A 26,716-nucleotide genomic window follows, 5' to 3' on the forward strand; every position below is an offset into this window, starting at 1 on the left:
TGGGGCCAGCCGGCTGGCGGCCAGCCTGCATTGTGGCCCGGATCGTTGCAGCCGCGCCGCACGCCTCGCGCCGCCGCTTGCGGTAGAGTAAGATTGCCGCTGATGCCAGACCTTGATCCCGGCATCGCCTTCCCGTTTTCACTTTTGGAGTCTTCATGCGTTCTTCCCTTGCCCTCGCTGCCGGCATCGCTTTACTCAGCAGTTACGCCCATGCCCAGTCCCTGCCCGTCGTCGCCGAGGCGCCGCTGCGCGCCCATCTATCATTCCTGGCGGACGACTTGCTGGAGGGCCGTGGCACGGGCCAGCGCGGCGGCGACCTGGCGGTGCGCTACCTGGAAACCCAGGCAGCCCTGATCGGCCTGCAACCATTGAAAGATGGCACCTATCGCCAGGGTTTGAAGATCGTTGGCAGCAAGGCCTTGCCTGACAGTACGGTCAGCTTCACGGCTGGCGGCAAGACTTTCTCGCCCGTGGTTGGCAAGGGCATCGTGTATGGCGCTTCGAATGGCCAGGAAAAAGTGGTCTTCGACGCATCGGTGGTGTTTGTCGGCTACGGCATCCGCGCGCCCGAAGAGCAATGGGATGACTTCAAGGGCATCGACGTCAAGGGCAAGCTGCTGGTGATGATGGTCAACGACCCGCAACCGACGGCGGCCGAGCCGAACCGCTTTGCCGGCAAGTCGCTCACGTATTATGGCCGCTGGGTCTACAAATACGAGGAAGCGCTGCGCCAGGGTGCGGCTGGGGTATTGCTGATCCACACCACGGAATCGGCGTCCTACCCATGGAGTGTGCCTGCAAACGGCTTCAGCCATGAACGCTTCAACCTGGCAGGCGCCGGCAATGCCTTCGAAGGCTGGCTGCAGGAAGACACGGCCCGCGAACTGTTCCAGGCGGCCGGCCAGGACCTGGACGCCCTGCGCACCAAGGCCGAAACGCGCGAATTCCAGCCCGTCGCCCTGAACGCCACCGTGCAAGTCAAGCTCGACAGCAAGATCCGCAGCATCGAGCAATTCAATGTGGCCGGCATCGTGCCGGGCACCGATCCGAAGCTGAAAGACGAAGCGGTGATTTATTCAGCCCACTGGGATCACCTGGGCATCGATGAAGGCGGCCAGGCGCGCGGCGACAAGACTGACCACATTTATAACGGCGCAGTCGACAACGCCTCGGGCGCGGCGGCCTTGCTGGCCATGGCGCAAGTAGCCGTGAAGCAACCGGCGCGCCGCACGCAAATCTTCCTGTGGCCGGCCGGCGAAGAAACCGGCATGCTGGGCAGCACGGCCTGGGTACGCTCGCCGCTGTGGCCGCTGGACAAAACCGCTGCCGACCTGAATCTGGACAGCATGAACTTTGTCGGCAAGACGCGCGACATCGGCGTGGCCGGTGCCGAGCGCAGCAGCCTGTATGCCAGCGCCGGCAAGGTCGCCAAGCGCATGGGCCTGCGCCTGGCGCCAGCGATTCCCGATTTGTCGGGCGCTTACTTCCGTGCCGACCATTTCAGCTTTGCCAAGGCTGGTGTGCCCGCCTTCAACGTGGGCTCGGCCGTGTTCTCCGGCGACGGTTACTTTGATTTCGTAAAAGATCCGAAAGCATCTAGCGAGCGCATGGTGGCCTTCAAGAAGGTATATCACCAGGTGACCGATGAATACAATCCCGCTTGGGATTTGTCGGGCATGGTGCAGCAGGCGCAATTTACCCTGAACCTCGGTTATGAAGTGGCCAACGACAAGACCATGCCGACCTGGAACAAGGGTGAGGCGTTTGGCAAGGTGAAGCGCTAAAACAACAAGGGCAGCTCCAGGAGCTGCCCTTGTTGTTTAGATTGCCATAATGCGCTTGAGGTCAACGAAGGCCGTTTCATACAAATGTTGAAATGCGGCGATCATGACGTCTTCCACGCCTTCGGCTGCGTCAAATTCGCTGGACCATTCGGCCACGCACGAGGCTGCGCCCGGTTCGCCGGTAACGCGCAGGGTGGAGCGGTAATTCTTGACGGGAATCGGTCCCGATACGATGGTGTAGCTATAACTCTTGTCTGCTTCGCTGAAGCTTTGCAGACGTTCGGCGATGATGGCGCCGTCCGTGGTCTTCAAGCGGCGCACCCGGCCGCCCTGCTCCGCCAAACTGGTCTTGATCGAGCTTGACCATTCAGCCAGCGACTGGAAGCCGCCAATAAAATCCCACACTCTTTCGGCGCTTGCCGCCAATGTCACAGAAACAATTACTTGGGCCATCTTTAATTCAACATCCTAGTCTGGGTTTGCGGGGCGCTTTTACGTAGCGCCGTGCCCGCCTGCCGGGGAGGCCCGGCACAGGCGCTATTGTAGCGCCCGTGCGGCTTTGCTGCTCAAGGGACAGCGCTTGCTGCCCGCTTTTTCAACAATCGATTACAGGTTTTCCGACAGGAAGATCAGCGAATTGCCATGCGCCTGGGTGGCTGCGCGCTGGTGGTAGCTGGAGCGGTGGGTGCAGTTGAAACCGTGCTCCGCGCCCGGATAGATATGGATTTCCACCTCTTCACGGTCTTCAAAGCGCTGGGCGATCTGTTGCACGGCTTCTGGCGGAATATGGCTGTCCTGGCCGCCGAAATGCATCAGCAGCGGCACCTTGATCTGGTCTGCCAGGCTCAGCTGGTTCTGGATGCCGCCGCCATAATAGGCGATCGCTGCATCGACAAGGCCGGCAGCAGCCGTGCGGTAGGACAAACGGCCGCCGAAGCAATAGCCGATCGAGGCGATCTTGCCTTCCACTTCAGGGCGCGCGCGCAGAGCGGCAACGGTGGCCGTGATGTCTTCCAGTGCGTGCTCATTGTCAGTAGCCTGCATCAGTTCGAGGGCGCGTTTCCAGCCCGCTTCCTCGTAGCCCAGCTCGATGTGCGCGCCTTCGCGCCAGAACAGGTCCGGCACCAGCACCACGTAGCCATCGGCGGCGTACTGGTCAGCCACGGCGCGGATATGCTCGTTGACGCCAAAAATTTCCTGCAACAGGATGATGCCGGGGCCTTTGCCGATATGCGGCACGGCCAGGTAAGCCTGGAAGCTGCCATTCGGGCTGGCGATGTCGATCCACTGCGAAGTTGTGCTCATAGGGTGTCCATTCAGGTGAGGGAAGAATGCATAACGCGGAAAGCATGTTACTGCGTTTTTTCCGAGTCTGCGCTGCCCGCCCTTTTAGCTTGATGGCTTGTTAATACATCTCTCGCAAATAAATCACCGGCCCCGATTTATAGACGCCGAAAACGGCGCGGCCGATGGTGCTGGGCAGATAAGGAAAGCCGCCCACCGATACATCGACACTGCCCGCCAGACCAGGCGCCAGCAACACCAGTTGCCCATTCGGCAGCGGCAAGACACCCGTGCTGACGGTGTACGTACCCTGCGCCGCCTTGACGGCGCCATTGCAGCTATTGCCGCTGGACGCCAAACCTTTGCTGCAATTGACCAGGATCACCGCCGCCTGGGTAAAACTGCTGACGCTGTCCGAGGTAGTGGTTTTCCAGCCGCCATCCCAGTACTGCACTTGCACCGGCAAGCGGATAGGCAAGCGCTCCGAACCATAGCTATTGGGCACCATGATGCGGCCCGTCACCACCGTCAGCTTCGCTTCCACACCGCCCCCGCCCGAAGGAAACGCAGGCGCTGAAACCGAGGATGAACTCACCCCCATGCCATTCGAATACGTGGTGGTGGCGCGAAACAGCACGTCCGTGGGCGGCGCCAGCGCTGTAGTGCCAGCGGGCACGGCATAAGCACCAGGAAAACGGTAAGCGATTTGTGTGTTGGCAATGCCCGCCGTAAAGCTGGCTGGCGCGATGCCGGTCACCGTATTTTGTGCGGTGCTGCCATCGGTCAAGCGGCTGCCACTGGGGTTGCTTGGTGGAAAAGCCATCGTGCCGCTGGCCGCATCGTAGCCTTGCAAATTCACCTTGGCCGTCAAGCTGCTGTCGCGCCCGTCGTAATTGGCGGTGGTGCCGTTAAGCGCATTTTGCGCCGTGATCCGCAAGTTCAATGGCTGGCCGGAATACACAAAACCCGCTGGCGAGCCGACGCAGTTCAAGGGCGACTGGCATGCCATGGGCGGCGTACCGACAGTTTCGGTGATGAAATGGTGGGGAATAAACTGCACGTTGGCGCTATTGCCGGTGGCCGGTAAAGCGGCGCCCTGGTAAGCGCTCAAGTTGGCCGTAAATTGGATAGTGCCCGTTTCCGGCCAGCTCAGGCCACTGGCCGTGCCCACGCCATTGCCATTGTTTGCAAACAGCACACTGCCCACGACGGGAGGATTATTGTTACCCGAAAAAACTGGCGACACCAACAGACGGTCCAGGCTCACCGCCTGCGTGACCGATTCGTGGCCAAAATTGGCTGTCACCTTGTTCAACGCATTCAAGGCGGACACATTGATGACGGTGGCTGGCGACACGGGCGTCACGGCCAGGCCCGAGCGCTGCGGCGTGGCGATGGCGCTGAAGGCAAAACTTTTCGGCGCCACGATGACATTGCCGCTGCCCGTCATCGTCAAGCCGCTATCGCTGCCGCTGGTGGAAGCATAGGTGGCGCTCAAGCCCAGGGTGCCCACGTCCGCATACAGCATCGATGGCGTGGCGACGCCATTGGCGTTGAATGCCAGGCTGACAGGCGCACCGGCCCCGCTACAGGCGCTGCCGGCATTGACACCGAGCGGTATCAGATTGCCATTCGCATCCCTGATGCGCGCAGGCAAGGTTCCTGAAGACGGGTCGGCATAACTGCACTTCAAGGTGATCGTCTTGTTCTGTCCGGCAAACAGGGGCACGCAGGCATTCGGATTCGACGACGACGCTTGCAGGGCGCTGATGCTGATGGCGGCCGTACCGTCGTCCTGTTCAGCATAACGGGGCGCGCCACTGACCTGCAAGGCGCTGCTGACAAAAGCCATCCTGCAATTCGTCGTGCTGTTGTCCACGCTGCTCTTGCACACCAGCGCGCCAGTGGTGGCCGGCGTACTGCTCAGCCCTATCAAGACATTGCTGGCAGGCGTGGTCTGCGACACGCTGGAGGTGGCAATGCCCGTCGCCGGCGTGCTGGCATTGATTTGCGCCGTGGCGCCGCCGGGCGTCAGCGTCACTTGGGCGGCGCCCGTATAGACAGTGCTGCACGCCGCATCGGCGCAAGCCGTCACGGTGACGGGTGCAGGCGAGCACGTCAGCGCCGTGGGCGGATGCGTGATCTGGAAATGGTCGGGCCCGGCCTGGGTGCCGGCGCCGCATTTCGGTCCCAATGGGTCGGTGTAGGCATAACCGCTGTTATTCGTCACGCAGCTGCAGGGGTTGGCTGGCGTATAGGCTTTGCAAGTGATGGTTTGCTGTACCCGGCCCTGCCAGCCCAGGGTGATATGGTCGACCAGGGCATTGCCGGTGATGTAAGCGTTCGAATCATTGAGGGTGACGTTGCCGCCCTCCACATTGCCCTTGATGTTATTACCAGAAGCAATCGTCAAGGAATTCAAGGCCTTCACATTGCCCGTGACGGACAGGCTGGATGCCTGCAGGTTGACGGTGGGCGCGGTCAGGTTGCCCTTGACCTGGCTGCCCGAACCGACAGTGATGGCAGTGACCGCCGTGATATCGCCCGTGATCTGGCTATTGGCCGCCAGGATGTTGACGGTGTCGCCGCTGATCGGCCCCTTGATGGTGGAACCGGAAGCGATACTCACCTGGCCCGTGGCGCTGATGCTGCCCGTCACATTGACATTATTCGAGCCCATGTTGATGCTGGCTGCGGAAATATTCGCGCTGATGGTCTGCGCCTGTGCGCCCATGCTGAAGGTGTAGCCCGGCGCCGCCAGGCTACCACCCGATATCCTCAGGTTATTGGGATTGACGTTGGTGATATCGAAGTTGCCCTTGACCGTCAAGGCGGCGCTGCCGCTCATCGTCAAGCCCTGGTTATAGGTGATCGTCAATGCACTGTTGACGGTAACGGCCGCGCCGCTGGCTATCACGATGGCGTCGGTATCGGCCAGTGATAATGATGCGCAAGTGTATTGCGAGCCGCTACGGCTGCAACCGGTCACATCGGTGCCATTGAAATTGAGCGTTGCAGCCTGGACCAGGCCGGTCCACAGCAAGAAGAATAAGCCGGCAAGAAAAGTGTATATGCGCACGGTATCGGGAAATCTGATGAGTGGGAGGGCAAAACGCCGGTAGAGTATTCCATGCTAATCTACGGCCTCGCTGTTGTTGCATTATGGCAGTATTTTTTACCCTCGCGCATATCGCATGATCAAGCAAACCCCCACTGACACGCCGCTGCGCACCGTCGACATCATCGTTTATCCCGGTTTCAAGGCGCTCGAAGCTATCGGCGCCATGAAGGTGTTTGACTACGCCAACACCCATTTGCGCCTGCGTCAGTTAGCTGGCGGCTATGACGTGCAAATCGTCTCGACCACCGTTGGACCTGTCGAGTCCGATACTTTGATGTCTCTGCACGCCAGCAAAGCTTTGGATAGCACCCGCCTGCCGGACCTGGCCGTGATCGTCGGCTGCCACAACGTGGAAGAGGTGTTGCAGGAACTGCCCGCCATCGCAACCTGGGTGACCGAGGCGGCGCCCCGCATCCCTACCCTGGCTGCCTTGTGCACGGGCTGCTTTTTCCTGGCCGAGGCCGGTATTCTGGACGGAAAGAGTGCCGCCACACACTGGAGCGCGGTAGACAGCCTGCGCCAGCGCTACCCGCAGATCAAGGTGAATGCCGATGCGATTTTTGTGCGCGAGGGAAACTTGTGGACCTCGGCCGGCGTCACGGCAGGCATCGACCTGGCCCTGGCGCTGGTGGAAGACCATTTCAGCCGCGATATCGCGCTGGAAGTGGCGCGCGACCTGGTGGTGTATCTGAAACGGCCAGGCGGCCAGTCGCAATTTTCCGTGCACCTGGCCAGCCAGATGACGACGCACCCGGGCATGCGCCAGTTGCAGGGCTGGATCATGGAACATTTGGCCCAGCCGTTGACGATACCGCTGCTGGCGGCCAGGCTGGCCATGAGCGAGCGCAATTTCACGCGCGTATTCCAGCGCGAGACCGGCGCCAGCCCCACGGAATTTATCGAAACGGCGCGCTTCGAAGTGGCGCGCCGCCTGCTGGAAGATAACGTCACGTCACTGAAACAGGTGGCCGCGCAGACGGGTTTGCACAGCGAAGAACGCTTGCGCCGGCTATTCCACAAGAAACTCGGCATTACCCCACGCGATTACCGCGAACGCTTTTCCAGTACCAGGCGGGAATAAGCAGTTTTTAGCGCAACTTTTTAGCGTAACTTTTTACTGCGAACCTGGCGCGTCGCCAGTTGCCGGCGATGCAAGGCCAGCGGCGTAAACATCAGGGCCGACAGCAGGAAAGTGGCCAGCAGCGCCAGCCAGATGGCAGGCGTCGCCAGGATGGCGGCGCCGCTGAACCAGAAGGCGATCAGGGAACCGGCTGCAGCGGCCGCAAAGAGGGGCAGCATGCGGCGCAAGGTGGAAAGATAGGCAGTGGCAAACATCGTAGACTCCCGCGGCAACGTTCACAATATGAAAACCATATATGGACACTAGCAGGGGCGGCGGCCAAAGTACAGCAGACCGCCCCGCATAGCCGCGCAAGTGTTGCGCGCTTCGTACAATAGAACTAGTACAGCACCACCGAGCGGATCGATTCGCCGCTCTTCATCAAGTCAAAACCTTCATTGATGCGCTCAAGCGGCAAGCGGTGGGTGATCAGGTCATCGATGTTGAGTTTGCCTTCCATATACCAGTCGACGATCTTCGGCACATCCGTGCGTCCACGCGCGCCGCCGAATGCCGAGCCGCGCCATTCACGTCCCGTAACCAGCTGGAATGGCCGCGTGGAAATTTCCTGGCCAGCGGCCGCCACGCCGATGATGAACGATTTGCCCCAGCCCTTGTGCGTGCACTCAAGCGCCTGGCGCATCAGGGTCGTGTTGCCCACGCATTCAAACGAGTAATCGGCGCCGCCATCGGTCAGTTGCACGATAGCATCGACGACATTTTCCACTTCGTTCGGGTTGATGAAATGCGTCATGCCGAACTTGCGGGCGATTTCCTGGCGCGCCGGGTTGATATCGATACCGATAATCTTGTCGGCGCCCACCATCTTGGCCGCCTGGATCACGTTCAGGCCGATGCCGCCCAGGCCGAACACGGCCACATTGGCGCCTGCCTCGACCTTGGCCGAAAACAGCACCGCGCCCACGCCGGTGGTCACGCCGCAACCGATGTAGCAGACCTTGTCGAAAGGCGCATCGGAACGGATTTTCGCCAGCGCGATTTCCGGCACCACGATGTAATTCGAAAAGGTCGAGGTGCCCATGTAGTGGAACAGCGGCTTGCCATCGAGCGAAAAGCGGCTGGTGGCGTCCGGCATCAGGCCACGGCCCTGCGTGGAGCGGATCGCCTGGCACAGATTGGTTTTTTGCGACAGGCAGAATTTGCACTGGCGGCATTCCGGCGTGTACAAAGGAATCACGTGATCATCCTTTTTCAAGGTCGTCACACCAGGCCCTACATCGACCACCACGCCCGCGCCTTCATGGCCCAGGATGGCAGGGAACAAGCCTTCCGGGTCGGCGCCCGACAAGGTGTAGTAATCCGTGTGGCAAATGCCGGTGGCTTTCAGCTCGACCAGCACTTCGCCTGCGCGCGGGCCGGCCAGGTCCACTTCTTCGATGGTCAAGGGCGCGCCCGCCTTCCATGCCACGGCTGCTTTGGTTTTCATCTACAACTCCTGCTCGGTTTCGAAAAGGGCCATTATCGGTCGCCTTCCCGCCCTGCACAGGCGCGCAGGCCGCGATTGTCTGAAAACGCGGCGCAGTTGTCCGATGCTGCGCACGGTGCAGCAGCGCACGGACGTGCTCGCTTATCGGATTTAGGCTGCACAGGCTATATGTTCGTTTGCGCTGCCTCAACTTTAGCGGCTAAAAAACGCGCACCCTGAACACGGCACACTTTCTTTCGAGTCGCCATTCTGTCCTTCCTGCAGGAGACTGATATGCGCAAGCAATTTTCCTTGAGTTCCCAAAGCTGGCCTTGCCTGCTACTGGTTTGCTGCCTCGGCTTGCTGGCCGCTTGCGGTGGCGGACATCACGACCACCCTCCGGGCACGGGGCCCACGCCCACGCCGCTGGCGCTTGCCCTGCAACCGGTCGCCAGCGGCTTGAGTTCCCCCATCTTCCTCACGGCGCCGCCAGGCGATAGCCGTCTGTTCATCGTCGAACGTCAAGGCCGCATCCGTATCGTCGACCATGGCAATCTGCTGACCACGCCCTTCCTCGACATCAGCGCGTTGACCACCAATGATGGCGAACGGGGGCTGCTGTCGATCGCCTTTCACCCGCAATACGCCAGCAATGGCTATTTCTTTATCTATTACACGAATTTGGCCGGCGATATCGTCATCGAACGGCGGCAGGTGTCGGCCGGTAACGCCAACCTGGCCGATCCTTTATCCGCACTGACCATACTTACCATCGCTCACCCCACATTCAACAACCACTACGGCGGCCTGCTCAGTTTTGGCCCGGACGGCTATCTGTATGCGGGCACGGGCGATGGGGGCAGCGGCGGCGATCCGCCCGGCAATGCACAAAATACGAATGTGCTGTTAGGAAAACTGCTGCGCATCGATGTCAACAACAGTAGCGTGGCCCAGCCTTACGCCATTCCGGCTGGTAATCCCTTCGCCGGATCGGCTGGCCAGCGCGGCGAAATCTGGGCCTATGGCTTGCGCAATCCATGGCGCTACGCCTTCGACGTGCCGGCCCAGCTGTTGTATATCGCTGACGTGGGGCAAGCCAGGGTGGAAGAGGTCGATGTCAGCCCGGTGGGCCAGGCTGGCAACAACTATGGCTGGAACATCATGGAAGGCAACTTGTGCTACAACAGCAGCACATGCAGCCAGGCGGGGCTGGTCTTGCCCGTGATCACCTATGGTCATGACAGCGCGGGTGGCTGCTCGATCACGGGAGGTTATGTGTACCGCGGCACGGCCTTGCCGGAATTGACAGGGCAATACCTGTATTCCGATTATTGCAACGGCTGGCTGAAAAGCTTTAGCTACAGCAATGGCACGGCATCGCCAGTGACGGACTGGGGCATCACGAATGTGGGCAATATTTTATCTTTTGGCCAAGATGCCCAGAACGAGCTATATATGCTCAGTGGTACGGGTACGGTTTACCGGATTGCGCGCAAGTAAATGGTAGGGATGGCATGCGCCAGGGTGTTTTTCGATGGAATTCGTGGAACCGGCTAAAATTAACTTTTTAGCCGCGCTTTGCGCACTAGCTCAAGAGAATACTATGGCCCGTTTGAAACTTGAATTTCCTGAAGACCAATACTGCTATTCGTCGCAATTGACTGTACGCACGACGGACATCAACGCAGGCAATCATCTCGGCAACGATTCCATGATTTCCATGATTTCCGAAGCCCGCGCGCGCTTTCTGTTTGAATTTGGCGTGCGCGATATCGAAGCGGACGGCACCGGCATTATCGTCACCGACCTGGCCACCACCTATCGCGCCGAAGCCCATGCGCGCGACCAGCTGCTATTTGAAGTGGGCGTCATGGACTTCAATAAATATGGCGGCGACATTACTTTCCGCATCACGCGCCCACGCGACAATACCCTGATCGCCATGGCCAAGTCAGGCTTTGTGTTTTTCAACTACAAGCTCAGCCAGGTGGTGCCGATGCCGGAAGATTTCGGCAGCAAGTTTCCACAGGTGAACTGGGTCGATTAAAACCGCAGGCCTTGGCCAGATGGCGCGCCTGGCAGCCAGACTACCGCTTTGCCTGGGCATCGATGCCGAAGGTATTGGTGAACCAGTCATCGATCATCAATTTTTCATAGCGCAAGCGGTCACCGCTGGAATAACGGTTGATGCGGCTCAGGTATGACATGTCGGACAAGGACGAGTCGGCGCTGCTGATCACCTTGCCATTCTGTTCCAGCACATAATGCAGGCGTATACGCGGCCAGTCGACACGGCCATTCATGACGCGGATATCGCTGATACCGCGCAGGCGTGGATCTTCCCGGCCGGCCAGGTCGATATCAGTAATGTTGATCTGCAGGTTTTGGCCTGCCGGCAGTTTCTTGCCCAGTTGCTCGAAATGCGCCGTCAAGTCTTTCAAGACGCTGTCACGCTGGCTTTGGTCAAAAGGCAAGTCAGTAAATTGATCAGGCTTGTCATACTGCACCTGCGTATCGGCCCAGGCAGCGCTGGTGGCCAGCAAGACCATGCCCGCGAACAGGGTGCGCGTCAACTTCTTGTTCATGATGATCCCTTTCAAGGAATTCGGTGGCACGCATGCCACCTCAGTTCTTTAAACTACGCTTTACTATAAACGCATCTTCCCCATCTTTTTGCAAAATTCATACCTTGTTACGATCTTTCTGGTCAGCTTACACAATTTCCCACACACACGCTTTTTTACAGTTTCATTAGCAATATTAATCAAAATAAAGTATTGTCTTGAAAATATAGTTGCCTAAGCGATAAAATAAAAATGCTGTCAAATCAAGGTTTTTAAACTCAGCCTTACATGCAGCAGGACATGCATTATTGCCTGTTGTTAATACTTAGCTGTCAGTCTACAATCGACAAAATGCGCCCGAAAAACGCGCAACGCCGGTAGTGGCGCACAGGAATTCCTGGCGCAGGGCGTCTTGCATTGCGTCAGTTATGCCTTTTAGCGGAACTCGCCCTCATGTCTTTTTTGTCTTCAGCATCGCCCAAGTTACCTCCCTGGAAAGTCTTGCTCGTCGATGACGAACCGGACATCCATGACATCACTGAACTGACACTGAGCCGCTTCCGCCTGGAAGGCCGCGCTCTCAGCTTCCTGCACGCCTACAGCGGAGCAGAAGCCAAGCAGGTGCTGGCACGCGAAAACGATATTGCGCTGGTGTTTCTCGACGTGGTGATGGAGCGCGAAGACAGCGGCCTGGAAGTGGCGCGCTGGATGCGCGAAGAGCTGGGCAACCGCTTTACGCGCATCGTGCTGCGCACCGGACAACCCGGCCAGGCGCCCGAGGAGCGTGTGATCGTCAATTACGACATCAACGACTACAAGGAAAAAACCGAGCTCGACCGCACCAAGCTGTTCACCACCACCTTTGCCGCCCTGCGCGCCTACCGCGACATCATGAAGGTCGAGGAAGCGCGCCTGGCCCAGCTCAATTACCGCGAAGGCCTGGAGCGCGTCATCGCCGCTTCCGCCCACATCTTCAAGCAGCGTAATCTGCGCGACTTCGCCAGCGGCCTGCTGCAGCAAGTCGTCGCCCTGCTGCGCCTGGAAACGAGCATGCTGCTGCGCCTGCGCGGCGCCAGCGCGATTACGGGCGAGCAAGACTATGAAATCCTCGCGCAGATCGGCGATACGGACGACGGCATCCTCAGCCCTGCCCTGCTGTCGCAGCTGGACGATGCCAAGAGCAATAAAATCTCGCGCCTGCAAGGCGATACCTATGTCGGCTACTTTCCTAACAGCAGCGGCAAGGCGTCCTTGCTGGTGCTCAAGGGCGTGGAAGAAATTTCCGACCTCGACGCGCAGCTGCTGGAAGTGTTTTGTTCGGGCGTGGCGATCGCCTTCGACAATATCCTGCTGACCCAGGAAATCACCGATACCCAGGCGGAATTGATCCTGCGCCTGGGCGACGTGGTCGAATCGCGTTCTCACGAAGGCGGCAACCACGTGCGCCGCATGGCCGAAGTGTGCCAGCTGCTGGCGCAGGCGTCCGGCATGTCCGACGAAGAAACCATGGTGCTGCGCCACGCGGCACCGATGCACGACATTGGCAAGATTTCCACGCCCGACGCGGTGCTGCTGAAACCGGGCAAGCTTGATGCCGCCGAATGGGAAATCATGAAACAGCATCCGACGGTGGGCATGTCCATCCTCGACGGCTCGCAGCGCCCGCTGTTGAAGGCAGCCGCCGTGATCGCCCACCAGCACCATGAAAAATTCGACGGCAGCGGCTACCCGCAGGGCTTGGCCGGCGAACACATCCACAAATACGCGCGCATCGCCGCCGTCGCCGACGTGTTCGACGCACTGATGCACAAACGTTGCTACAAGGATGCCTGGCCCTTGGAAAGAGTCGTCAGCTACCTGCGCGAAGTCAGCGGGAGCCACCTGGACCCGCAATATGTGGAATTGCTGATAGCCAATCTGGATCAGGCCTTGGCGCTGAATCAACGCTTCCCGGACTAGCCGGGACTGCCCGGATACGTAAGCCAGGCGCAGCACGGGCAATGCAGCCACGGCTGATCTCGTCACGCACAGCTTGCAAAAGTGGAGGGAATCGGCGAACGTCGGCAATTGGCCAAGAGGCAGTTTGAACGCTGTTGCGTCCCTTGGTTGTAGGCGTTGTGCCGTTCTTGGCGGATGCTTTGACAGTACAAAAAAGCGCAAGGCCGCGTGGCTCTCGTCTTTCATGCGATCCGTTTTGCACGCATTTCACAGACTGCATTCGAACTGGGTATGCGGGCAGTTCATTCTGCACCGTCAATCCGGAAGACTCCGCTTTGTGATGATGACGCTGCTTACGGCCAGAAGCCGACGCTCCTAACGACAGTTTAAACTTTTGACTCATTCACTGACCACCCTGATCGGACCACACTACTATGTTCTTCCGTCTCGCCTTCCTTGCCGCCACCCTGACGCTCGGCGTCGCCGATTCGGCCGTCGCCGATACCGCCGTCCTTGAAAAACTCACAGCTAACCGGCTCGCTATCACTGTTGACAAAGGCACGTTATCGGGACCCGGTGCGGCACTGCTGCTGCAGGCTTCGCGCCAGGCGCAGTACGTTCTCCTCGGCGAGGATCACGGTGTCGCCGAGATCGCCCAGTTCTCATCCGCCTACTTCAATGCCTTGCCCCCTGCCGGCTTCACGACCTTGGTAGCTGAAAATGGTCCAGCCGTGACGAGCGCGCTCGAAGGGATGCTCAAGGGCGCCGACGCGGTTACTGCTATCGCCAGATTCAACGCCACCTATCCGGACTCCGTTGCTTTCTACACCATGCGCCAGGAAGCAGAGATGCTGGCCGGCTTTGCCGTGGCCGCAGGACCGCGCTTCGAGCAGTGGGGCATCGATCAGGAATTCGTGGGTGCGGCCAAATACCTGATCAACCTGATGCTGGCCCAGCCGGTTAATCCGGCCGCCCGCGCGAAGCTGGAAGCCTTGCGTCAAATGGAAGCTGTCGCGTCTCAAAAGGCGGCAGCCACCGGCAATCCCTTTGAGTACTTCATGCTATCGGCCTCAACCGAGGAACTGACCTCGTTGCGCCCGCTACTTGCTGGCCCCAAAGAGAAAACCGCGCTAGGCCTGCTCGATGCATTGCTGGCCACCCGCGCCATCTATCAGAAAAGCGCCTCTCAAGTGCCCGGCGATCGCGACCTATCCAACCGCTTACGTTTGACGCTGTTAAAGCGGACCCTGGAAACCCGGCTCGGCATGCAAGAGCAAAAACTGGTGGTCAAGGTCGGCGCAAATCACGCATACAAGGGTATTAATCCACTCAACAATCGTGACATTGGCAACTTTCTGGCTGAACGCGCCGAAGGCCACGGCCATACCTCGCTGCACCTGATCGTGCTGGCGGCGAAGGGTACGCAACTGAGATTCGCGGGCGCGGGCAAGCCATATCAGCCGGCACCAATCGAACTTGACAGCTCGGCCTTCAAGCTGCTGGCCAGTGCAGGCGCCACCGACGGCAGTTGGTCTCTATTTGATCTGCGGTCACTGCGGCCAGGCTCGCGCAAACTGGCGGGGGGCGACATTGAAATGTTTAACCTGATCAACGGCTACGACTTTGCCCTGATGATCCCCGAAGGCAGCGCTTCTGCGCAGCTCGTGACACCGTAGAAGGAGTGGAGGGCATCTCAATAATTTCAATAAAAAGGTTCTATGAGCGATTCACCCGACAAAAAACATGGCAAATTCATAGGCGTTGGCATTTGTTTAGGAATAGCGATTGGATGTGGAATTGGCGTCGCGATCGGCAATCTTGCTTAGGCATTGGTCCGGGGATCGCAATTGGAGTTGTTATCGGCGCCTTAATGTCGAAGTCCCGGCGCTAATAGCCAAGTGCCCCTGGCCGATACGCATACCAGCAAAACATGCTTTGGCCCAAGACGTCAAGCTGGGTGCTACGGGCCAAGCGGGCCTGAAAAATGTCGAGGGCAAGGCGCGGCGACGCAGACAGTACGCATGTACGGCAAGGAAGCTGCAACGCTGCCATCGGCACTGTCTCTGGCCCACATCTCAGGCCCGCGTCTCCGGCCCGCTGTTCAGGCTCCAAAATTTCAAGCACTCTTGGGTTCTAAAGGAAATCTGATCTTGTAGTGCAAGCCCATCCCCGGTGCGCTGACGACTTTTACCGTGCCGCCCAGCGGACCCGTCACCAGGTTGTACAGGATGTGCGCGCCCAGGCCGCTGCCGCCGGAACCCCTTTTGGTCGTGAAGAAGGGATCGAACAGCTGGCCAAGGGTAGCGCTGTCCATGCCCAGGCCGTCGTCGCTGTAATCGAGCGCCAGCATGTCGCCCTCGCTCCGGGCGCTGAGCGTGATCTTGCCCGGTTCGCCTTCCGCAAAACCATGTACCAGTGAATTGACCACCATATTGGTGACGATTTGCGAGACGGCGCCCGGATAGCTGCGCAAGTGCAACTCGGTAGCGCAATCGATCTCCACCGTCACGGGCTTGCCTTTCAGCTTGGGCTGCAGCGACAGCAGCACTTCATCGAGATATTTGCGCAAGTTAAAACTGCGCAGCTCGTCCGACGACTGGTCCACCGCCACCTGTTTAAAGCTGCGCACCAGCGCGGCCGCGCGCTGGGTATTGGTGGTCATGATGCGCAGGGTCTGGTCGATGATGCCAAAAAATTGCTGCAAGCCATCTTCATCAAGCTGGCCGGCCGCCAGGTCTTCACGCGTCAGTTTCAGCTCTTGCACCAGATGGCTGGTAGCCGTCACGCAGATGCCCAGCGGGGTATTGATTTCATGGGCGACACCGGCCACCAGACGGCCCAGCGAAGCAAGTTTTTCCTGGCGCACCAGTTCCGATTGCGCTTCCTTGAGTGCGCTCAAGGCGCTGTTCAGCGCGGCATTCTGTTCTTCCAGCGCTTCCTTGGCCTGGCGCATGGCCACGTCAGCTTGCATGCGCGCAATCGCCACCGCCACGTGGCTGGCCATAAAGGCCAGCACGTCCAGTTCGGCCTGGCCATACACGACGGAGGCGTCATAGCTTTGCACGATGATCACGCCATAAGCACGCTCGCCCAGCAGCATGGGCGCGCCCATCCAGCTGGCGATGCCCACATTGCCCAAGGGTTCATTCATCTCGCCGCTGGCCACCAGTGCTGCATAGCTGTCTGCATCCAACAGGCAAGCTTGGCGGCGCGCCAGGATATAGGAACTCATGCCGATGCCGTAATGGAAGCGCTTGACAGGCGCCTGCGCATCTTTTTCATCGACAAAATACGGAATCGTGATGTCCTTGCTGTCCGGGTGATACAAGGCGATCAGGAAGTTTTTCGCCGTCACCAGTTCGCTGATGATGAGATGCAGGCGTGCATACAGGGTGCCGGCGTCCGAGGCCTGCGCCGATAGATTCGCGATTTCATACAGCGCATGCTGCAGGTTTTCCGCGCGCCGCCGTTCAGCCACTTCATGCGCCAGCAGGGCCGTGCGCTCCTGCACCGCTTTTTCCAGCCGGTCCATGCTTTGCATGCCTTGCAGCGCGCTCGACACATGGGTCGCGATCAGCGCAAACAGGGCCTGGTCTTCATCGCTGAAACGGTGCTCGGCGGTATAACTCTGGATCACGATGGCGCCCAGCGCCTGGTGCTGCTGGTCCAGCAGCGGACAGCCTATCCAGTGCTCGGCGGCCGTGCCACCACCCCAGGAGCCGCCATCGATGGCGCGCATGGCTTCGTCGCCGGCCGACATCACCAGTTGCTTGCGGTTCACGATCACCCATGCCGTGGGCGACTGCGCGGCGCTGGCCAGGCGCACGCCGGCATCCGGCAACGGCGAGGCGTCGAATTCGTCGACAAAATACGGAAAGCGCACCAGGCCATCGTCATGGTCGCTCAAGGCCACATAAAAATTGGCCGCATACATGATGCGTCCCAGCGCCGCGTGCACGGCTTGCAGGAATTCTGAGATATCGCTGCACGTGCTGGAGCGCTGCCCGATTTCCAGCAAAACAGTTTGAACGGCTTCGAGGCGGCTGAGACGGCTTTCCATGCTGATCCTTGTACTGACTTGTTTGCCTGCTTATATTGCTTTATGTACACATATTGAGCGCATAGTAGCAGTTCAATTCCCGCTTGGCACCACTAAAAGGCAAGTCCTGACAATTACTATGCGCACACATTTGCCAGCCAGGCCAGACAGTGGCAGACTAGGCACCCTCTAACGACCAGCCCCACTTCCTTCCCCCATGACCGCACCGCGCCGCTCTTCGCTCCGCCCTTACACCCTCGCCGGCTTGCTGCTGTTTGCCGCCTTGGGCATGCCGCCGCTGTGCGCAGCGCCGCCGGCCCGCCCGCCTGCGGCAGAAACGGCCGATGGCGGACGCTATTTCGGTCCGCTGGTCGACGGCAAGATGCAAGGCCAGGGCCGGCTGGAATACGCCAGCGGCGCCTACTATGAAGGCGGATTCGAACGGGGCGTGTTTTCCGGCCAGGGCCATTTACGGCAAAGCTCGGGCGTGGACTATGTGGGCGCCTTCCTGCAGGGCGCCTTCGATGGCGAGGGGCGCTACACCTCGCCCAAGGGAGAGGTCTATACGGGCAGCTTCAGCAAGGGCAGTTTCGAGGGCAGCGGCAGTTTCGAGAGCGCCGATGGCGGCAGCTTCGTGGGCACCTTCAAGAACTGGAGACCGCATGGCGCAGGCAAACTCACCGACACCGACGGCACCGTCTTCGAAGGCCAGTTCGTGCAAGGCCAGCCGCTGGGCAAGGTCACCGTCACCACCAAAGACGGCATCCATTACGAAGGGCCGCTGAAAGACTGGAAATTCGAAGGTACAGGCTTGCTGCGCACGGCCGATGGCGATGAATACCGGGGCGGCTTCAAAAATGGCGTATTCGATGGCAAGGGCGTGCTGCGCTACGCCACGGCGCAAGCCGATGGCCGCAAGGAAGACAGCGGCAACTGGACCGAAGGCCAGCTCGACGACCCGGCCGGCGACCGTCTCACGCGCGACAATGTGGAACTGGCCCTGTATAGCCAGCACAGCTTGCTCGAGCAGGCGCTGGGCAAGCTGAAAGCGCGCGATCCGGCGAAAAAAATCAATCTGTATCTGCTGGGCGTGGCAGGCGACGGTTCGCAGGAAGTCTTCCACCGCGAAACCAATTATGTGCAGCGCCAGTTCGACCGCGATTACGGCACGGCAGGCCGCTCCCTGATGCTGGTCAACAGCCGCAACACGGTGGCCAAGCAGCCGATGGCCACCATCACCAGCATCCGGTCCAGCCTGGACGCCATCGCCGGCAAGATGGACAAGAACAACGATATTTTGTTCCTCTTCCTCACCAGCCATGGTTCGCCCGAACATGAACTGTCGCTGGCGCAAAATGGCATGGACTTGCGCAGCCTGCCCGCACAAGAGCTGGCGGACATGCTGAAAAAGACCGGCATCCGCTGGAAAGTGGTGCTGGTGTCGGCCTGCTATGCGGGCGGCTTCATCGATGCCCTGAAGGATGACCATACCCTGGTGATCACGGCGGCGCGGCGCGACCGCACCTCGTTCGGCTGCGACGACCAGAACGAATTCACCTACTTCAGCGAAGCGTATTTCAAGGATGCCCTGCCCCACAGCGCCAGCTTTGGCGAAGCGTTCGACAAGGCCAGGGTGCTGGTCAACGCGCGCGAAGAAACGGAATTCCAGGAAAATGGCGTGGTGGCGCCGGAAGACCATTCCGAACCGCAGATCTACCGGGGCAAGGCCATCGAAGCGCAATTGCAAGCGTGGCGCGCACAGCTGCGCTAGCGCGAACTTGGGTACAATACGCTCACCGATGAAAAAATTCTTCCTGCTCCTGCTGCTGTTCGTGCTTCCGCTCCAGATGTCCTGGGCAGCGGCGAGCGCCTATTGCCAACATGAAGAAGGCAAGGCGGCCCAGCATCTGGGCCATCATAGCCACCAACACAAAGCGGAGGCAGACAAGCAGGCATCGGCGGACAAACAAGCCAAGGGCCAGCCGCATAGCGACTGCAATGTCTGCCATGGCATCGGCCACGCCTGGCTGCCCGCCAGCACCAGCATGCCCGTGCTGGACACGGCTTCGAAGGCCATCGCCAGCGCATCTCCCCTCTACATCTCGCATATCCCGGACGGACCCAAGCGGCCCGACTGGTCTCCGGTCGCCTAGACCGACGGGACATCCTTCACTCTGGCGCCAGCAAACCACGCTGATACAGCGTAGTAGGGCTATGCGCGTCCCGTCGAATTCCTTTGCTGTTATCTGGAGAATTCGATGTACCGGACTATTTTTTTACTGGCCGCCGGCTTGCTTGCCGGCGCGCATGTGCATGCGCAAGAAGCTGCGCAAGAACCCGCAGTACCACTGACCTTGGCGGCCGCGCAAGCCTTGGCGGTCGGCAACAATCCCACCCTGTCGGCCGCCCGCCATGAACTGCAAGCCCAGGGCGGCGCCCTGCAACAGGCGCAAACCTTGCCCAATCCCGAACTGCAAACCCTGGTCGAAGATACCCGCCGGGCTACGCGCAGTACCACCGTGCAGCTGAACCAGCTGATCGAACTCGGTGGCAAGCGTGGCGCCCGCACCCAGGTGGCGCAGCGGGGGCAGGAGGTGGCCGAGGCTGCGCTGGCGATGCAGCAGGCCGATACGCGCGCGGCTGTCACAAAAGCCTTTATCGACGTGCTGGCCGCCCAGGAAGGCTTGCGGCTGGCCGATAGTGCGCAAGCGCTGGCCGCCCGCGCCAGCGACATCACGGCGCGCCGGGTCACGGCCGGCAAGGCTTCCCCTGTCGAGGAAACGCGCGCCCGCGTGGCCGAAGCGAGCGTCAGGCTGGAGCTGAATCTGGCGCGCGGCGCGCTGGCTAGCGCCCGCAAGCGTCTGGCCGCCCTGTGGGGCAATCCCGCGCCCCGCTTCAGCGTAGCCGAAGGCCGGCTGGACGACTTGCCGCCCTTGCCAGCCAGCAGCGAACTGGCGACGCGCCTGCAGCACGCGCCTGCCCTGCGCCAGGCGCGCAGTACCTTGGCGCAGCGCCAAGCCATGCTCGACGTGGAACAGCGCCGGGCCACGCCCGATATCACTGTCAGCGTAGGCATGAAGCGCTCGGAAGAGCTGGGACGCAGCCAGGCGATTATCGGCTTGTCCGTGCCGCTGCCGCTGTTTGACCGCAATGCAGGCAATAAACTGGAAGCCCTGCGCCGCAGCGACAAGGCCAGCGATGAGGTAGCGGCCACCACCCTGGATGTGCAGACGGCGCTGGCCGATGCCCGCGAGCGCCTGTCCACGGCCCGGCTCGACGTGGAAAGCTTGCGCCGCGACATCTTGCCCGGCGCACAAAGCGCCTATGACGCGGCAACCAAGGGTTTCGAGTTTGGCAAATTCGCCTTTCTCGATGTGCTCGACGCCCAACGCACCTTGCTGCAAGCCAAAAACCAGACCCTGCGCGCCCTGACTGAAGCGCAACAGGCCGCCGCCGAAATTGAACGCCTGCTCGGCGCGCCCGCCCTTTAAGGAACACATTCATGAAGACAAATCTCAATAAAAAACAAACCATTGCCATCGCCGCCATCGCCGCAGCCGGCATCGTGCTGGGCGCCTTGATACTGGGAACAGGCGGTAGCAAAGAAACACCGCCGGCCCCCAAAGCGCAGGAACAAGCGGCCAAGAAAGATGATCACGGCCACGGCCACGAAGAGGTGGAAGGCAGGCTCGAATTGACTGCTGCGCAAATCCAGGCGGCCGGCGTGACTATCGCCGAAGCGGGCCCGGCGCGCATCAAGACTACCGTATCGCTGCCCGGAGAAATCCGTTTCAATGAAGACCGTACGGCCCATGTCGTGCCGCGTCTGGCTGGCGTGGTGGAAGCCGTGCAGGCTGACTTGGGGCAGTTGGTGAAGAAGGGACAGGTACTGGCGGTGATCGCCAGCACGGAATTGTCGGAACAGCGCAGCAGCTTGCTATCGGCGCAGCGGCGTTTGTCGCTGGCCCGCTCCACCTACGAGCGCGAAGAAAAACTGTGGCATGAAAAGATCTCGGCCGAGCAGGATTATCTGCAGGCGCAGCAAGCGTGGCGCGAAGCGGAAATTGCCGTGCAGAATGCGGGCCAGAAACTCAATGCGCTGGGCGCCACGGGCGGCGGCAAGGGGCCGCTGAACCGCTATGAAATCCGCGCACCGTTCGATGGCATGGTGCTGGAAAAGCATATTGCGCTCGGTGAAGCAGTCAAGGAAGACGCGAATATCTTCGTCATTTCCGACCTGTCCAGCGTGTGGGCGGAAATCGCCGTGCCGGCCAAAGACCTGGCCACCGTGCGCGTGGGCGGCAAGGCTGAAGTGAAGGCGTCGGCCTTCGACGCCAGCGCGAAAGGCGTCATCACCTATGTCGGCGCGCTGATCGGCGAACAGACGCGCACGGCCAAGGCCCGCATCACCCTGTCCAACCCGGACATGGCCTGGCGCCCCGGCCTGTTCGTGACGGTGGCGGTGGTGTCTGGCGAAGCGGACGCGGCCGTCACGATAGCGAGCGAGGCGATCCAGAGCGTGGAAGACAAGCCCACGGTGTTCGTCCAGATCAAGCAAGGTTTCCAGGCCACCCCCGTGAAGCTGGGACGCAGCGACGGCAAGCTGACGGAAATCACCCAGGGTCTCTCCACCGGCACGCCGTACGCGGCGCAAGGCAGCTTTGTCTTGAAGTCCGAGCTGGGCAAGGATGCCGCCGGTCATGAACATTAAAAACATCGTCAAGTTAAAACGAGGAAACCATCATGTTTGAACGCTTGATACGCTTCGCCATCGCGCAGCGCTGGCTGGTGATGCTGGCCGTGGCCGCCATGGCTGGCCTGGGTATTTACAGCTATCAAAAGCTGCCCATCGACGCCGTGCCCGATATCACCAATGTACAGGTGCAAATCAATACCCAGGCCAGCGGCTATTCACCGCTGGAAACCGAGCAGCGCATTACCTTCCCTATCGAGACGGCCATGGCCGGCTTGCCTAACCTGGAACAGACCCGTTCGCTGTCGCGCTACGGGCTGTCGCAAATCACGGTGATTTTTAAAGATGGCACGAATATCTATTTCGCGCGCCAGATGATCAATGAACGCCTGCAAGAAGCCAGGGAAAGCTTGCCCTCCGGCATCACGCCGAAGATGGGTCCCGTCTCCACCGGCCTCGGTGAAATCTATCTGTGGACGGTGGAAACCGAGCCCGGCGCGAAAAAGCCGGATGGCACGACCTACACGCCGACGGACTTGCGCGAAATCCAGGACTGGATCATCAAGCCGCAATTGCGCAATGTCACGGGTGTGACGGAAATCAATGCCATCGGCGGTTATGCCAAGCAATACCAGGTGGCGCCCAGCCCGGAAAAACTGGCTGCCTACGGCATCAGCCTGCAAGAGCTGGTGACGGCGCTCGAACGCAATAACAGCAATGTGGGCGCCGGCTATATCGAGCGCAAGGGCGAGCAATTGCTGATACGGGCGCCGGGGCAAGTGGCGTCGAAAAGCGATATCGGCAATATCGTGGTGGCCAATGTGCAAGGCGTGGCGATCCGCATCCGCGACGTGGCCGAAGTGCTGATCGGACGCGAACTGCGCACGGGCGCCGCCACGGAAAACGGCCGCGAAGTGGTGCTGGGCACGGTCTTTATGCTGATCGGCGAAAACAGCCGCGCCGTCTCGCAGGCGGTGGATAAAAAGATGGTGGAAATCAACCGCAGCTTGCCCGCGGGCGTGCATGCCGTCACCGTGTATGACCGCACGGTACTGGTCGACAAGGCCATCAATACGGTGAAGAAAAACCTGCTGGAAGGCGCGGTGCTGGTGATCGCCGTGTTGTTCCTTTTCCTGGGCAATATCCGCGCCGCCGTCATCACGGCCATGGTGATACCGCTGGCCATGCTGTTCACGTTTACGGGCATGGTGCAATACCACGTCAGCGCCAACCTGATGAGTTTGGGCGCGCTGGACTTCGGCATCATCATCGATGGCGCCGTGGTGATCGTGGAAAACTGCGTGCGCCGTCTTGCTCACGCGCAAGAAAAACATGGCCGTCCCCTGACCTTGCAGGAACGCTTTCATGAAGTGTTTGCGGCCTCGCAGGAAGCGCGCCGTCCGCTGCTGTATGGCCAGCTGATCATCATGGTGGTTTACCTGCCCATTTTCGCACTGACGGGTGTGGAAGGACGCATGTTTACGCCGATGGCCCTGACGGTGGTCATCGCCCTGCTGGGCGCCATGTTGCTGTCGATTACTTTCATTCCCGCCGCCGTGGCATTGTTCATCGGCAAGAAAGTGGCGGAAAAGGAAAACGCCCTGATGCGTGCCGCCAAACGCTGGTATGCACCGGCGCTGGACAAGGTGATGGCCAACACGCCGGTGGTACTGACGTTTGCTACCGTCGCCGTACTGCTGTCGGGCTTGCTGGCCACGCGCATGGGCAGCGAATTCGTGCCCAGCCTGAACGAGGGCGATATCGCCATCCAGGCCTTGCGCATTCCCGGTACCAGCCTCACGCAATCGCTGGCCATGCAGCAGCAGCTGGAAACGAAGCTGATGGCGAATCACAAGGAAATCGCCCGCGTGTTTGCCCGCACGGGGACAGCCGAAATCGCCTCGGACCCGATGCCGCCGAATATTTCCGATGGCTACATCATGCTCAAGCCGCGTGAGCAGTGGCCGCAGCCGAAAAAGTCGCGTGAGCAATTGCTGGCAGAAATCGAAGCCACGGCCAACAGTCTGCCGGGCAATAACTACGAGTTTTCGCAACCGATACAGCTGCGTTTCAATGAACTCATTTCCGGTGTGCGCAGCGACGTGGCCGTGAAACTGTTTGGCGACGATATGGCGATACTCGACAGCACGGCGGCGAAGATCGCCAGCGTGCTGGGTGGCATTTCCGGTGCGGCTGAAGTGAAAGTGGAGCAAACCACGGGGCTGCCCATGCTGACGGTGCAGATCGACCGCGAGCAGACGGCGCGCTACGGGCTCAACATTGCAGACGTGCAATCGGCGATTGCGACGGCCATCGGCGGCCAGGAAGCGGGCACCGTATTCCAGGGCGACCGGCGTTTCGATATCGTGGTGCGCCTGCCGGAAAACCTGCGCAGCGACCTGGAGCAATTGCAGCGATTGCCGATCGCCCTGCCCCAGGAAACCAGCACGGAAGCACGCGCGCGCTTTATTCCACTGGGCGAAGTGGCCAGCCTGCAGATGGCGCCCGGGCCGAACCAGATCAGCCGCGAAGATGGCAAGCGCCGCATCGTCATCAGCGCCAATGTGCGCGGGCGCGATATCGGCTCGTTTGTTGCCGAAGCGGAACAGCAACTGCAGGCGCAGGTGAAGATTCCAGCCGGCTACTGGACCAGCTGGGGCGGCCAGTTCGAGCAATTGCAGTCGGCCACAAAACGGCTGCAACTGGTGGTGCCGGTGGCGCTGGGCCTGGTGTTTGTCTTGCTGTTTGCCATGTTTGGCAATGTGAAGGATGGCTTGCTGGTGTTTAGCGGTATCCCGTTCGCCTTGACGGGCGGCATTATCGCGCTGTGGCTGCGCGATATCCCCATGTCGATCTCGGCGGCAGTGGGCTTTATTGCACTGTCGGGCGTGGCCGTGCTCAATGGCCTGGTGATGATCGCCTTTATCCGCCAGTTGCGTGAACAGGGGCTGGGCTTGCAAGATGCCATCCGCGAAGGGGCGATCACCCGCCTGCGCCCCGTACTGATGACGGCGCTGGTGGCCTCGCTGGGCTTCGTGCCGATGGCGATCGCCACTGGCACGGGCGCCGAAGTACAGCGCCCGCTGGCCACCGTGGTGATCGGCGGCATATTGTCATCTACCGTGCTGACCTTGCTGGTGCTGCCGCTGCTGTACCGGCTGGCTTATCGCAAGCAAGGCAAAGAAACTTAGTTAGGTTTCCTGTAGCCGCCTTCGATCCAGTTAGCCGCTGCCGTGGCGTTGAATTTGAAGGCGGCCGAGGTACGTACCTTGGCAATCTGCTCGCCATCGGCGTCGTAGGCGCTCAGTTCGGCATAGGGGTGGTCTTCGTCGGGCACGATGTCGAACATCACCTTGACCTGGCCGTCGTCGGTGGCCACATACAGGCTCTTGTGTAATTGCGCGTGCAGCTGCTGCTCATGGCGGCGCAGCACTTCCGACGCCGTCTTGACCAGCGTATTGAAGGCGTTGACGTCGAGCGGCTTCGGATTTTTCTTGTCGCGGCCCATGGTCCACGGCCCCACCAGGGCCGGTTCAGGTTCGCCATCCTTGATCATGGCCACGGCCCAGCCTTCATCTTCCTCATTCTTGATCACACGGGCTGTCCAGCCATTGCCCACCCACAGGCGCGGCTCCTGGATCGGGGCGTCATTGTCTGGTTCGGAAGCGGGGTCGGGGAAGGTGGAAAACTCGGTGCTCATGGCGATGCTCGTTCGATGGTTGGGGCTAGCATGATAGTCGAAAACGCCGTTGCATGATGGCCTTCTTTGCGCCTGTTCCGCGCGGCAAAGACGATGGCCATGGCATCGCCCTATAGGCGAACTCAGCAGAAATGCAAGCTATCAATTTAGTAGGCAAATTCTAATAATACGGCTTTGATATTTCTCAATACAACCTATTATTACATCGCAATATAGTTGTGTTTTTTGAATTCAAATATTGCATTTAATAATGCTTGATTGCAAGCAACCATCAACCCGCGACGCCCCTCGACCCCGTACGCCGCACGGTCTGCATGTCCACCAGCACCAGGCATCTCCCGTGAAAAAAGCAGCGTACATATCAACTAGAGGGAATAAAAATGAAACTACTCGCTACCATGGCTTTCGCCACGCTGGCCGTCGCTGGAACGGCCAGTGCCGTTCCTGTCTTTACGGCGGGCGGCACCACTGTCGCCGGTCAAGGATTGGTGTCGTCCGTTGCGGGCGCCACCACCATCGACTTCAACAGCGGCATCCTGCCCGCCAACTACACGGATGGCTCGCTGTTTACGGGAACGGACGGCAACCATGCCGCGCCCCCCGGCGACACCAGCTTGTATCTGTCGGCCGGTATTTCTTCCGATCAGCACACCCCCGTGACCGCGACCTTTAACGGTGGCCTCAGCTATTTCGGGTTTTATATGGGCTCGCCGGACACCTACAATAGCGTCACCTACACCTTTGCCGACCACACCAGCACTACCTTGACGGGCACACAACTAGCCACCCTGGCCGGTGATTTGCCCAATGGTAACCAGGCGGTCGGCCTGTACGTGAATGCCTTTGCCGGCGCAGGATCGAAGATCACCTCGATCGCCTTTGCTTCTGGCCAAAACGCTTTCGAGACGGACAATCACGCCTTCATCAGCGCCGTACCGGAACCGGAAACTTATGGCATGCTGCTGGCCGGTCTGGGCATGATGGGTTTCATGCTGCGCCGCAAGAGCTGACATCTTCTGCTGTCACGCACAAAGCCCGCAATGCGGG

The 26,716-nt window shown here is 60.0% G+C and carries 20 protein-coding genes; 12 read left to right on the forward strand and 8 right to left on the reverse strand.

Features of this window, described 5'->3' with window-relative positions; genetic code table 11:
* Positions 1–155 precede the first annotated feature (155 nt).
* Positions 156–1,784, forward strand: a complete 1,629-nt coding sequence (locus HDE75_RS22005; RefSeq protein ID WP_183680511.1) for a M28 family peptidase — start codon at positions 156–158, stop codon at positions 1,782–1,784.
* Positions 1,785–1,820: 36 nt separating this feature from the next.
* Here HDE75_RS22005 and HDE75_RS22010 read toward each other — a convergent pair whose 3' ends face one another.
* From HDE75_RS22010 to HDE75_RS22020, 3 genes are all read right to left on the reverse strand, one after another.
* Complete coding sequence (locus HDE75_RS22010) at positions 1,821–2,237, reverse strand: SRPBCC family protein (protein WP_183680513.1); 417 nt, start codon at positions 2,235–2,237, stop codon at positions 1,821–1,823.
* A gap of 153 nt (positions 2,238–2,390) precedes the next feature.
* Positions 2,391–3,089, reverse strand: coding sequence for a dienelactone hydrolase family protein (locus tag HDE75_RS22015; protein ID WP_183680515.1), 699 nt, complete (start codon positions 3,087–3,089; stop codon positions 2,391–2,393).
* Between the two features lie 100 nt (positions 3,090–3,189).
* Positions 3,190–6,147 (reverse strand): polymer-forming cytoskeletal protein, encoded by a 2,958-nt coding sequence (locus HDE75_RS22020; protein ID WP_183751114.1) that lies wholly within the window; start codon positions 6,145–6,147, stop codon positions 3,190–3,192.
* Positions 6,148–6,262: 115 nt separating this feature from the next.
* Between HDE75_RS22020 and HDE75_RS22025 the strand changes: the two genes are divergently transcribed.
* Positions 6,263–7,270: a GlxA family transcriptional regulator gene (locus HDE75_RS22025; RefSeq protein ID WP_183680518.1), complete on the forward strand. Its 1,008-nt coding sequence runs from the start codon at positions 6,263–6,265 to the stop codon at positions 7,268–7,270.
* A 20-nt stretch (positions 7,271–7,290) separates the two neighbouring features.
* Here the strand turns inward: HDE75_RS22025 and HDE75_RS22030 are convergent, their stop codons facing one another.
* On the reverse strand, positions 7,291–7,524 hold the full coding sequence (locus tag HDE75_RS22030) for a hypothetical protein (protein WP_183680520.1): 234 nt from the start codon (positions 7,522–7,524) through the stop codon (positions 7,291–7,293).
* Positions 7,525–7,649: 125 nt separating this feature from the next.
* Positions 7,650–8,756 (reverse strand): S-(hydroxymethyl)glutathione dehydrogenase/class III alcohol dehydrogenase, encoded by a 1,107-nt coding sequence (locus HDE75_RS22035; RefSeq protein ID WP_183680522.1) that lies wholly within the window; start codon positions 8,754–8,756, stop codon positions 7,650–7,652.
* 273 nt (positions 8,757–9,029) lie between these two features.
* On the opposite strand from HDE75_RS22035, the gene HDE75_RS22040 reads away from it, so the two are divergent.
* Both HDE75_RS22040 and HDE75_RS22045 read left to right on the forward strand, forming a co-directional pair.
* Complete coding sequence (locus HDE75_RS22040; RefSeq protein WP_183680524.1) at positions 9,030–10,235, forward strand: PQQ-dependent sugar dehydrogenase; 1,206 nt, start codon at positions 9,030–9,032, stop codon at positions 10,233–10,235.
* Between the two features lie 103 nt (positions 10,236–10,338).
* Entirely contained in the window at positions 10,339–10,782 is a 444-nt protein-coding gene (locus HDE75_RS22045) for a thioesterase family protein (RefSeq protein ID WP_183680526.1), read from the forward strand.
* 40 nt (positions 10,783–10,822) lie between these two features.
* Here the strand turns inward: HDE75_RS22045 and HDE75_RS22050 are convergent, their stop codons facing one another.
* Positions 10,823–11,320 carry a DUF3016 domain-containing protein gene (locus HDE75_RS22050; RefSeq protein WP_183680528.1) on the reverse strand — a complete coding sequence of 166 codons (498 nt, stop codon included), beginning with the start codon at positions 11,318–11,320 and terminating at the stop codon, positions 10,823–10,825.
* Between the two features lie 432 nt (positions 11,321–11,752).
* On the opposite strand from HDE75_RS22050, the gene HDE75_RS22055 reads away from it, so the two are divergent.
* Both HDE75_RS22055 and HDE75_RS22060 read left to right on the forward strand, forming a co-directional pair.
* The gene (locus HDE75_RS22055) at positions 11,753–13,258 is read left to right on the forward strand and encodes a DUF3369 domain-containing protein (RefSeq protein ID WP_183680530.1); all 1,506 of its coding nucleotides are present in this window, start codon (positions 11,753–11,755) and stop codon (positions 13,256–13,258) included.
* Positions 13,259–13,671: 413 nt separating this feature from the next.
* Positions 13,672–14,913 carry a hypothetical protein gene (locus HDE75_RS22060; protein ID WP_183680532.1) on the forward strand — a complete coding sequence of 414 codons (1,242 nt, stop codon included), beginning with the start codon at positions 13,672–13,674 and terminating at the stop codon, positions 14,911–14,913.
* A gap of 440 nt (positions 14,914–15,353) precedes the next feature.
* On the opposite strand, the gene HDE75_RS22065 is transcribed toward HDE75_RS22060, so the two are convergent.
* Positions 15,354–17,297: a GAF domain-containing sensor histidine kinase gene (locus HDE75_RS22065; protein WP_183680534.1), complete on the reverse strand. Its 1,944-nt coding sequence runs from the start codon at positions 17,295–17,297 to the stop codon at positions 15,354–15,356.
* A 196-nt stretch (positions 17,298–17,493) separates the two neighbouring features.
* Between HDE75_RS22065 and HDE75_RS22070 the strand changes: the two genes are divergently transcribed.
* From HDE75_RS22070 to HDE75_RS22090, 5 genes are all read left to right on the forward strand, one after another.
* Positions 17,494–19,047 carry a C13 family peptidase gene (locus HDE75_RS22070; protein WP_183680536.1) on the forward strand — a complete coding sequence of 518 codons (1,554 nt, stop codon included), beginning with the start codon at positions 17,494–17,496 and terminating at the stop codon, positions 19,045–19,047.
* A 28-nt stretch (positions 19,048–19,075) separates the two neighbouring features.
* Entirely contained in the window at positions 19,076–19,429 is a 354-nt protein-coding gene (czcI, locus tag HDE75_RS22075; RefSeq protein ID WP_183680538.1) for a cation efflux protein, CzcI family, read from the forward strand.
* A gap of 105 nt (positions 19,430–19,534) precedes the next feature.
* Positions 19,535–20,767, forward strand: coding sequence for a TolC family protein (locus HDE75_RS22080; RefSeq protein ID WP_183680539.1), 1,233 nt, complete (start codon positions 19,535–19,537; stop codon positions 20,765–20,767).
* 11 nt (positions 20,768–20,778) lie between these two features.
* Positions 20,779–21,987: an efflux RND transporter periplasmic adaptor subunit gene (locus HDE75_RS22085; protein WP_183680541.1), complete on the forward strand. Its 1,209-nt coding sequence runs from the start codon at positions 20,779–20,781 to the stop codon at positions 21,985–21,987.
* Positions 21,988–22,019: 32 nt separating this feature from the next.
* Positions 22,020–25,160, forward strand: coding sequence for an efflux RND transporter permease subunit (locus HDE75_RS22090; RefSeq protein ID WP_183680543.1), 3,141 nt, complete (start codon positions 22,020–22,022; stop codon positions 25,158–25,160).
* Here the strand turns inward: HDE75_RS22090 and HDE75_RS22095 are convergent.
* Positions 25,157–25,669, reverse strand: a complete 513-nt coding sequence (locus HDE75_RS22095) for a hypothetical protein (RefSeq protein ID WP_183680545.1) — start codon at positions 25,667–25,669, stop codon at positions 25,157–25,159. The two genes, HDE75_RS22090 and HDE75_RS22095, sit on opposite strands and share 4 nt — an antisense overlap.
* Before the next feature lie 380 nt (positions 25,670–26,049).
* Between HDE75_RS22095 and HDE75_RS22100 the strand changes: the two genes are divergently transcribed.
* A complete protein-coding gene (locus HDE75_RS22100; protein ID WP_183680547.1) occupies positions 26,050–26,679 on the forward strand; it encodes an Npun_F0296 family exosortase-dependent surface protein in 630 nt (209 codons plus the stop codon).
* The last annotated feature ends 37 nt before the right edge of the window (positions 26,680–26,716 follow it).

This window comes from Janthinobacterium silvisoli (assembly GCF_014200725.1).
In the GTDB taxonomy this organism is placed as follows: domain Bacteria; phylum Pseudomonadota; class Gammaproteobacteria; order Burkholderiales; family Burkholderiaceae_D; genus Janthinobacterium.

Excerpts from the sequence above, each read along its gene's own strand:
- HDE75_RS22005 (WP_183680511.1), top strand. The coding sequence starts at position 156 with ATGCGTTCTTCCCTTGCCCTCGCTGCCGGCATCGCTTTACTCAGCAGT.
- HDE75_RS22010 (WP_183680513.1), bottom strand. The coding sequence starts at position 2,237 with ATGGCCCAAGTAATTGTTTCTGTGACATTGGCGGCAAGCGCCGAAAGA.
- HDE75_RS22015 (WP_183680515.1), bottom strand. The coding sequence starts at position 3,089 with ATGAGCACAACTTCGCAGTGGATCGACATCGCCAGCCCGAATGGCAGC.
- HDE75_RS22025 (WP_183680518.1), top strand. The coding sequence starts at position 6,263 with ATGATCAAGCAAACCCCCACTGACACGCCGCTGCGCACCGTCGACATC.
- HDE75_RS22030 (WP_183680520.1), bottom strand. The coding sequence starts at position 7,524 with ATGTTTGCCACTGCCTATCTTTCCACCTTGCGCCGCATGCTGCCCCTC.
- HDE75_RS22035 (WP_183680522.1), bottom strand. The coding sequence starts at position 8,756 with ATGAAAACCAAAGCAGCCGTGGCATGGAAGGCGGGCGCGCCCTTGACC.
- HDE75_RS22040 (WP_183680524.1), top strand. The coding sequence starts at position 9,030 with ATGCGCAAGCAATTTTCCTTGAGTTCCCAAAGCTGGCCTTGCCTGCTA.
- HDE75_RS22045 (WP_183680526.1), top strand. The coding sequence starts at position 10,339 with ATGGCCCGTTTGAAACTTGAATTTCCTGAAGACCAATACTGCTATTCG.
- HDE75_RS22050 (WP_183680528.1), bottom strand. The coding sequence starts at position 11,320 with ATGAACAAGAAGTTGACGCGCACCCTGTTCGCGGGCATGGTCTTGCTG.
- HDE75_RS22055 (WP_183680530.1), top strand. The coding sequence starts at position 11,753 with ATGTCTTTTTTGTCTTCAGCATCGCCCAAGTTACCTCCCTGGAAAGTC.
- HDE75_RS22060 (WP_183680532.1), top strand. The coding sequence starts at position 13,672 with ATGTTCTTCCGTCTCGCCTTCCTTGCCGCCACCCTGACGCTCGGCGTC.
- HDE75_RS22065 (WP_183680534.1), bottom strand. The coding sequence starts at position 17,297 with ATGGAAAGCCGTCTCAGCCGCCTCGAAGCCGTTCAAACTGTTTTGCTG.
- HDE75_RS22070 (WP_183680536.1), top strand. The coding sequence starts at position 17,494 with ATGACCGCACCGCGCCGCTCTTCGCTCCGCCCTTACACCCTCGCCGGC.
- czcI (WP_183680538.1), top strand. The coding sequence starts at position 19,076 with ATGAAAAAATTCTTCCTGCTCCTGCTGCTGTTCGTGCTTCCGCTCCAG.
- HDE75_RS22080 (WP_183680539.1), top strand. The coding sequence starts at position 19,535 with ATGTACCGGACTATTTTTTTACTGGCCGCCGGCTTGCTTGCCGGCGCG.
- HDE75_RS22085 (WP_183680541.1), top strand. The coding sequence starts at position 20,779 with ATGAAGACAAATCTCAATAAAAAACAAACCATTGCCATCGCCGCCATC.
- HDE75_RS22090 (WP_183680543.1), top strand. The coding sequence starts at position 22,020 with ATGTTTGAACGCTTGATACGCTTCGCCATCGCGCAGCGCTGGCTGGTG.
- HDE75_RS22095 (WP_183680545.1), bottom strand. The coding sequence starts at position 25,669 with ATGAGCACCGAGTTTTCCACCTTCCCCGACCCCGCTTCCGAACCAGAC.
- HDE75_RS22100 (WP_183680547.1), top strand. The coding sequence starts at position 26,050 with ATGAAACTACTCGCTACCATGGCTTTCGCCACGCTGGCCGTCGCTGGA.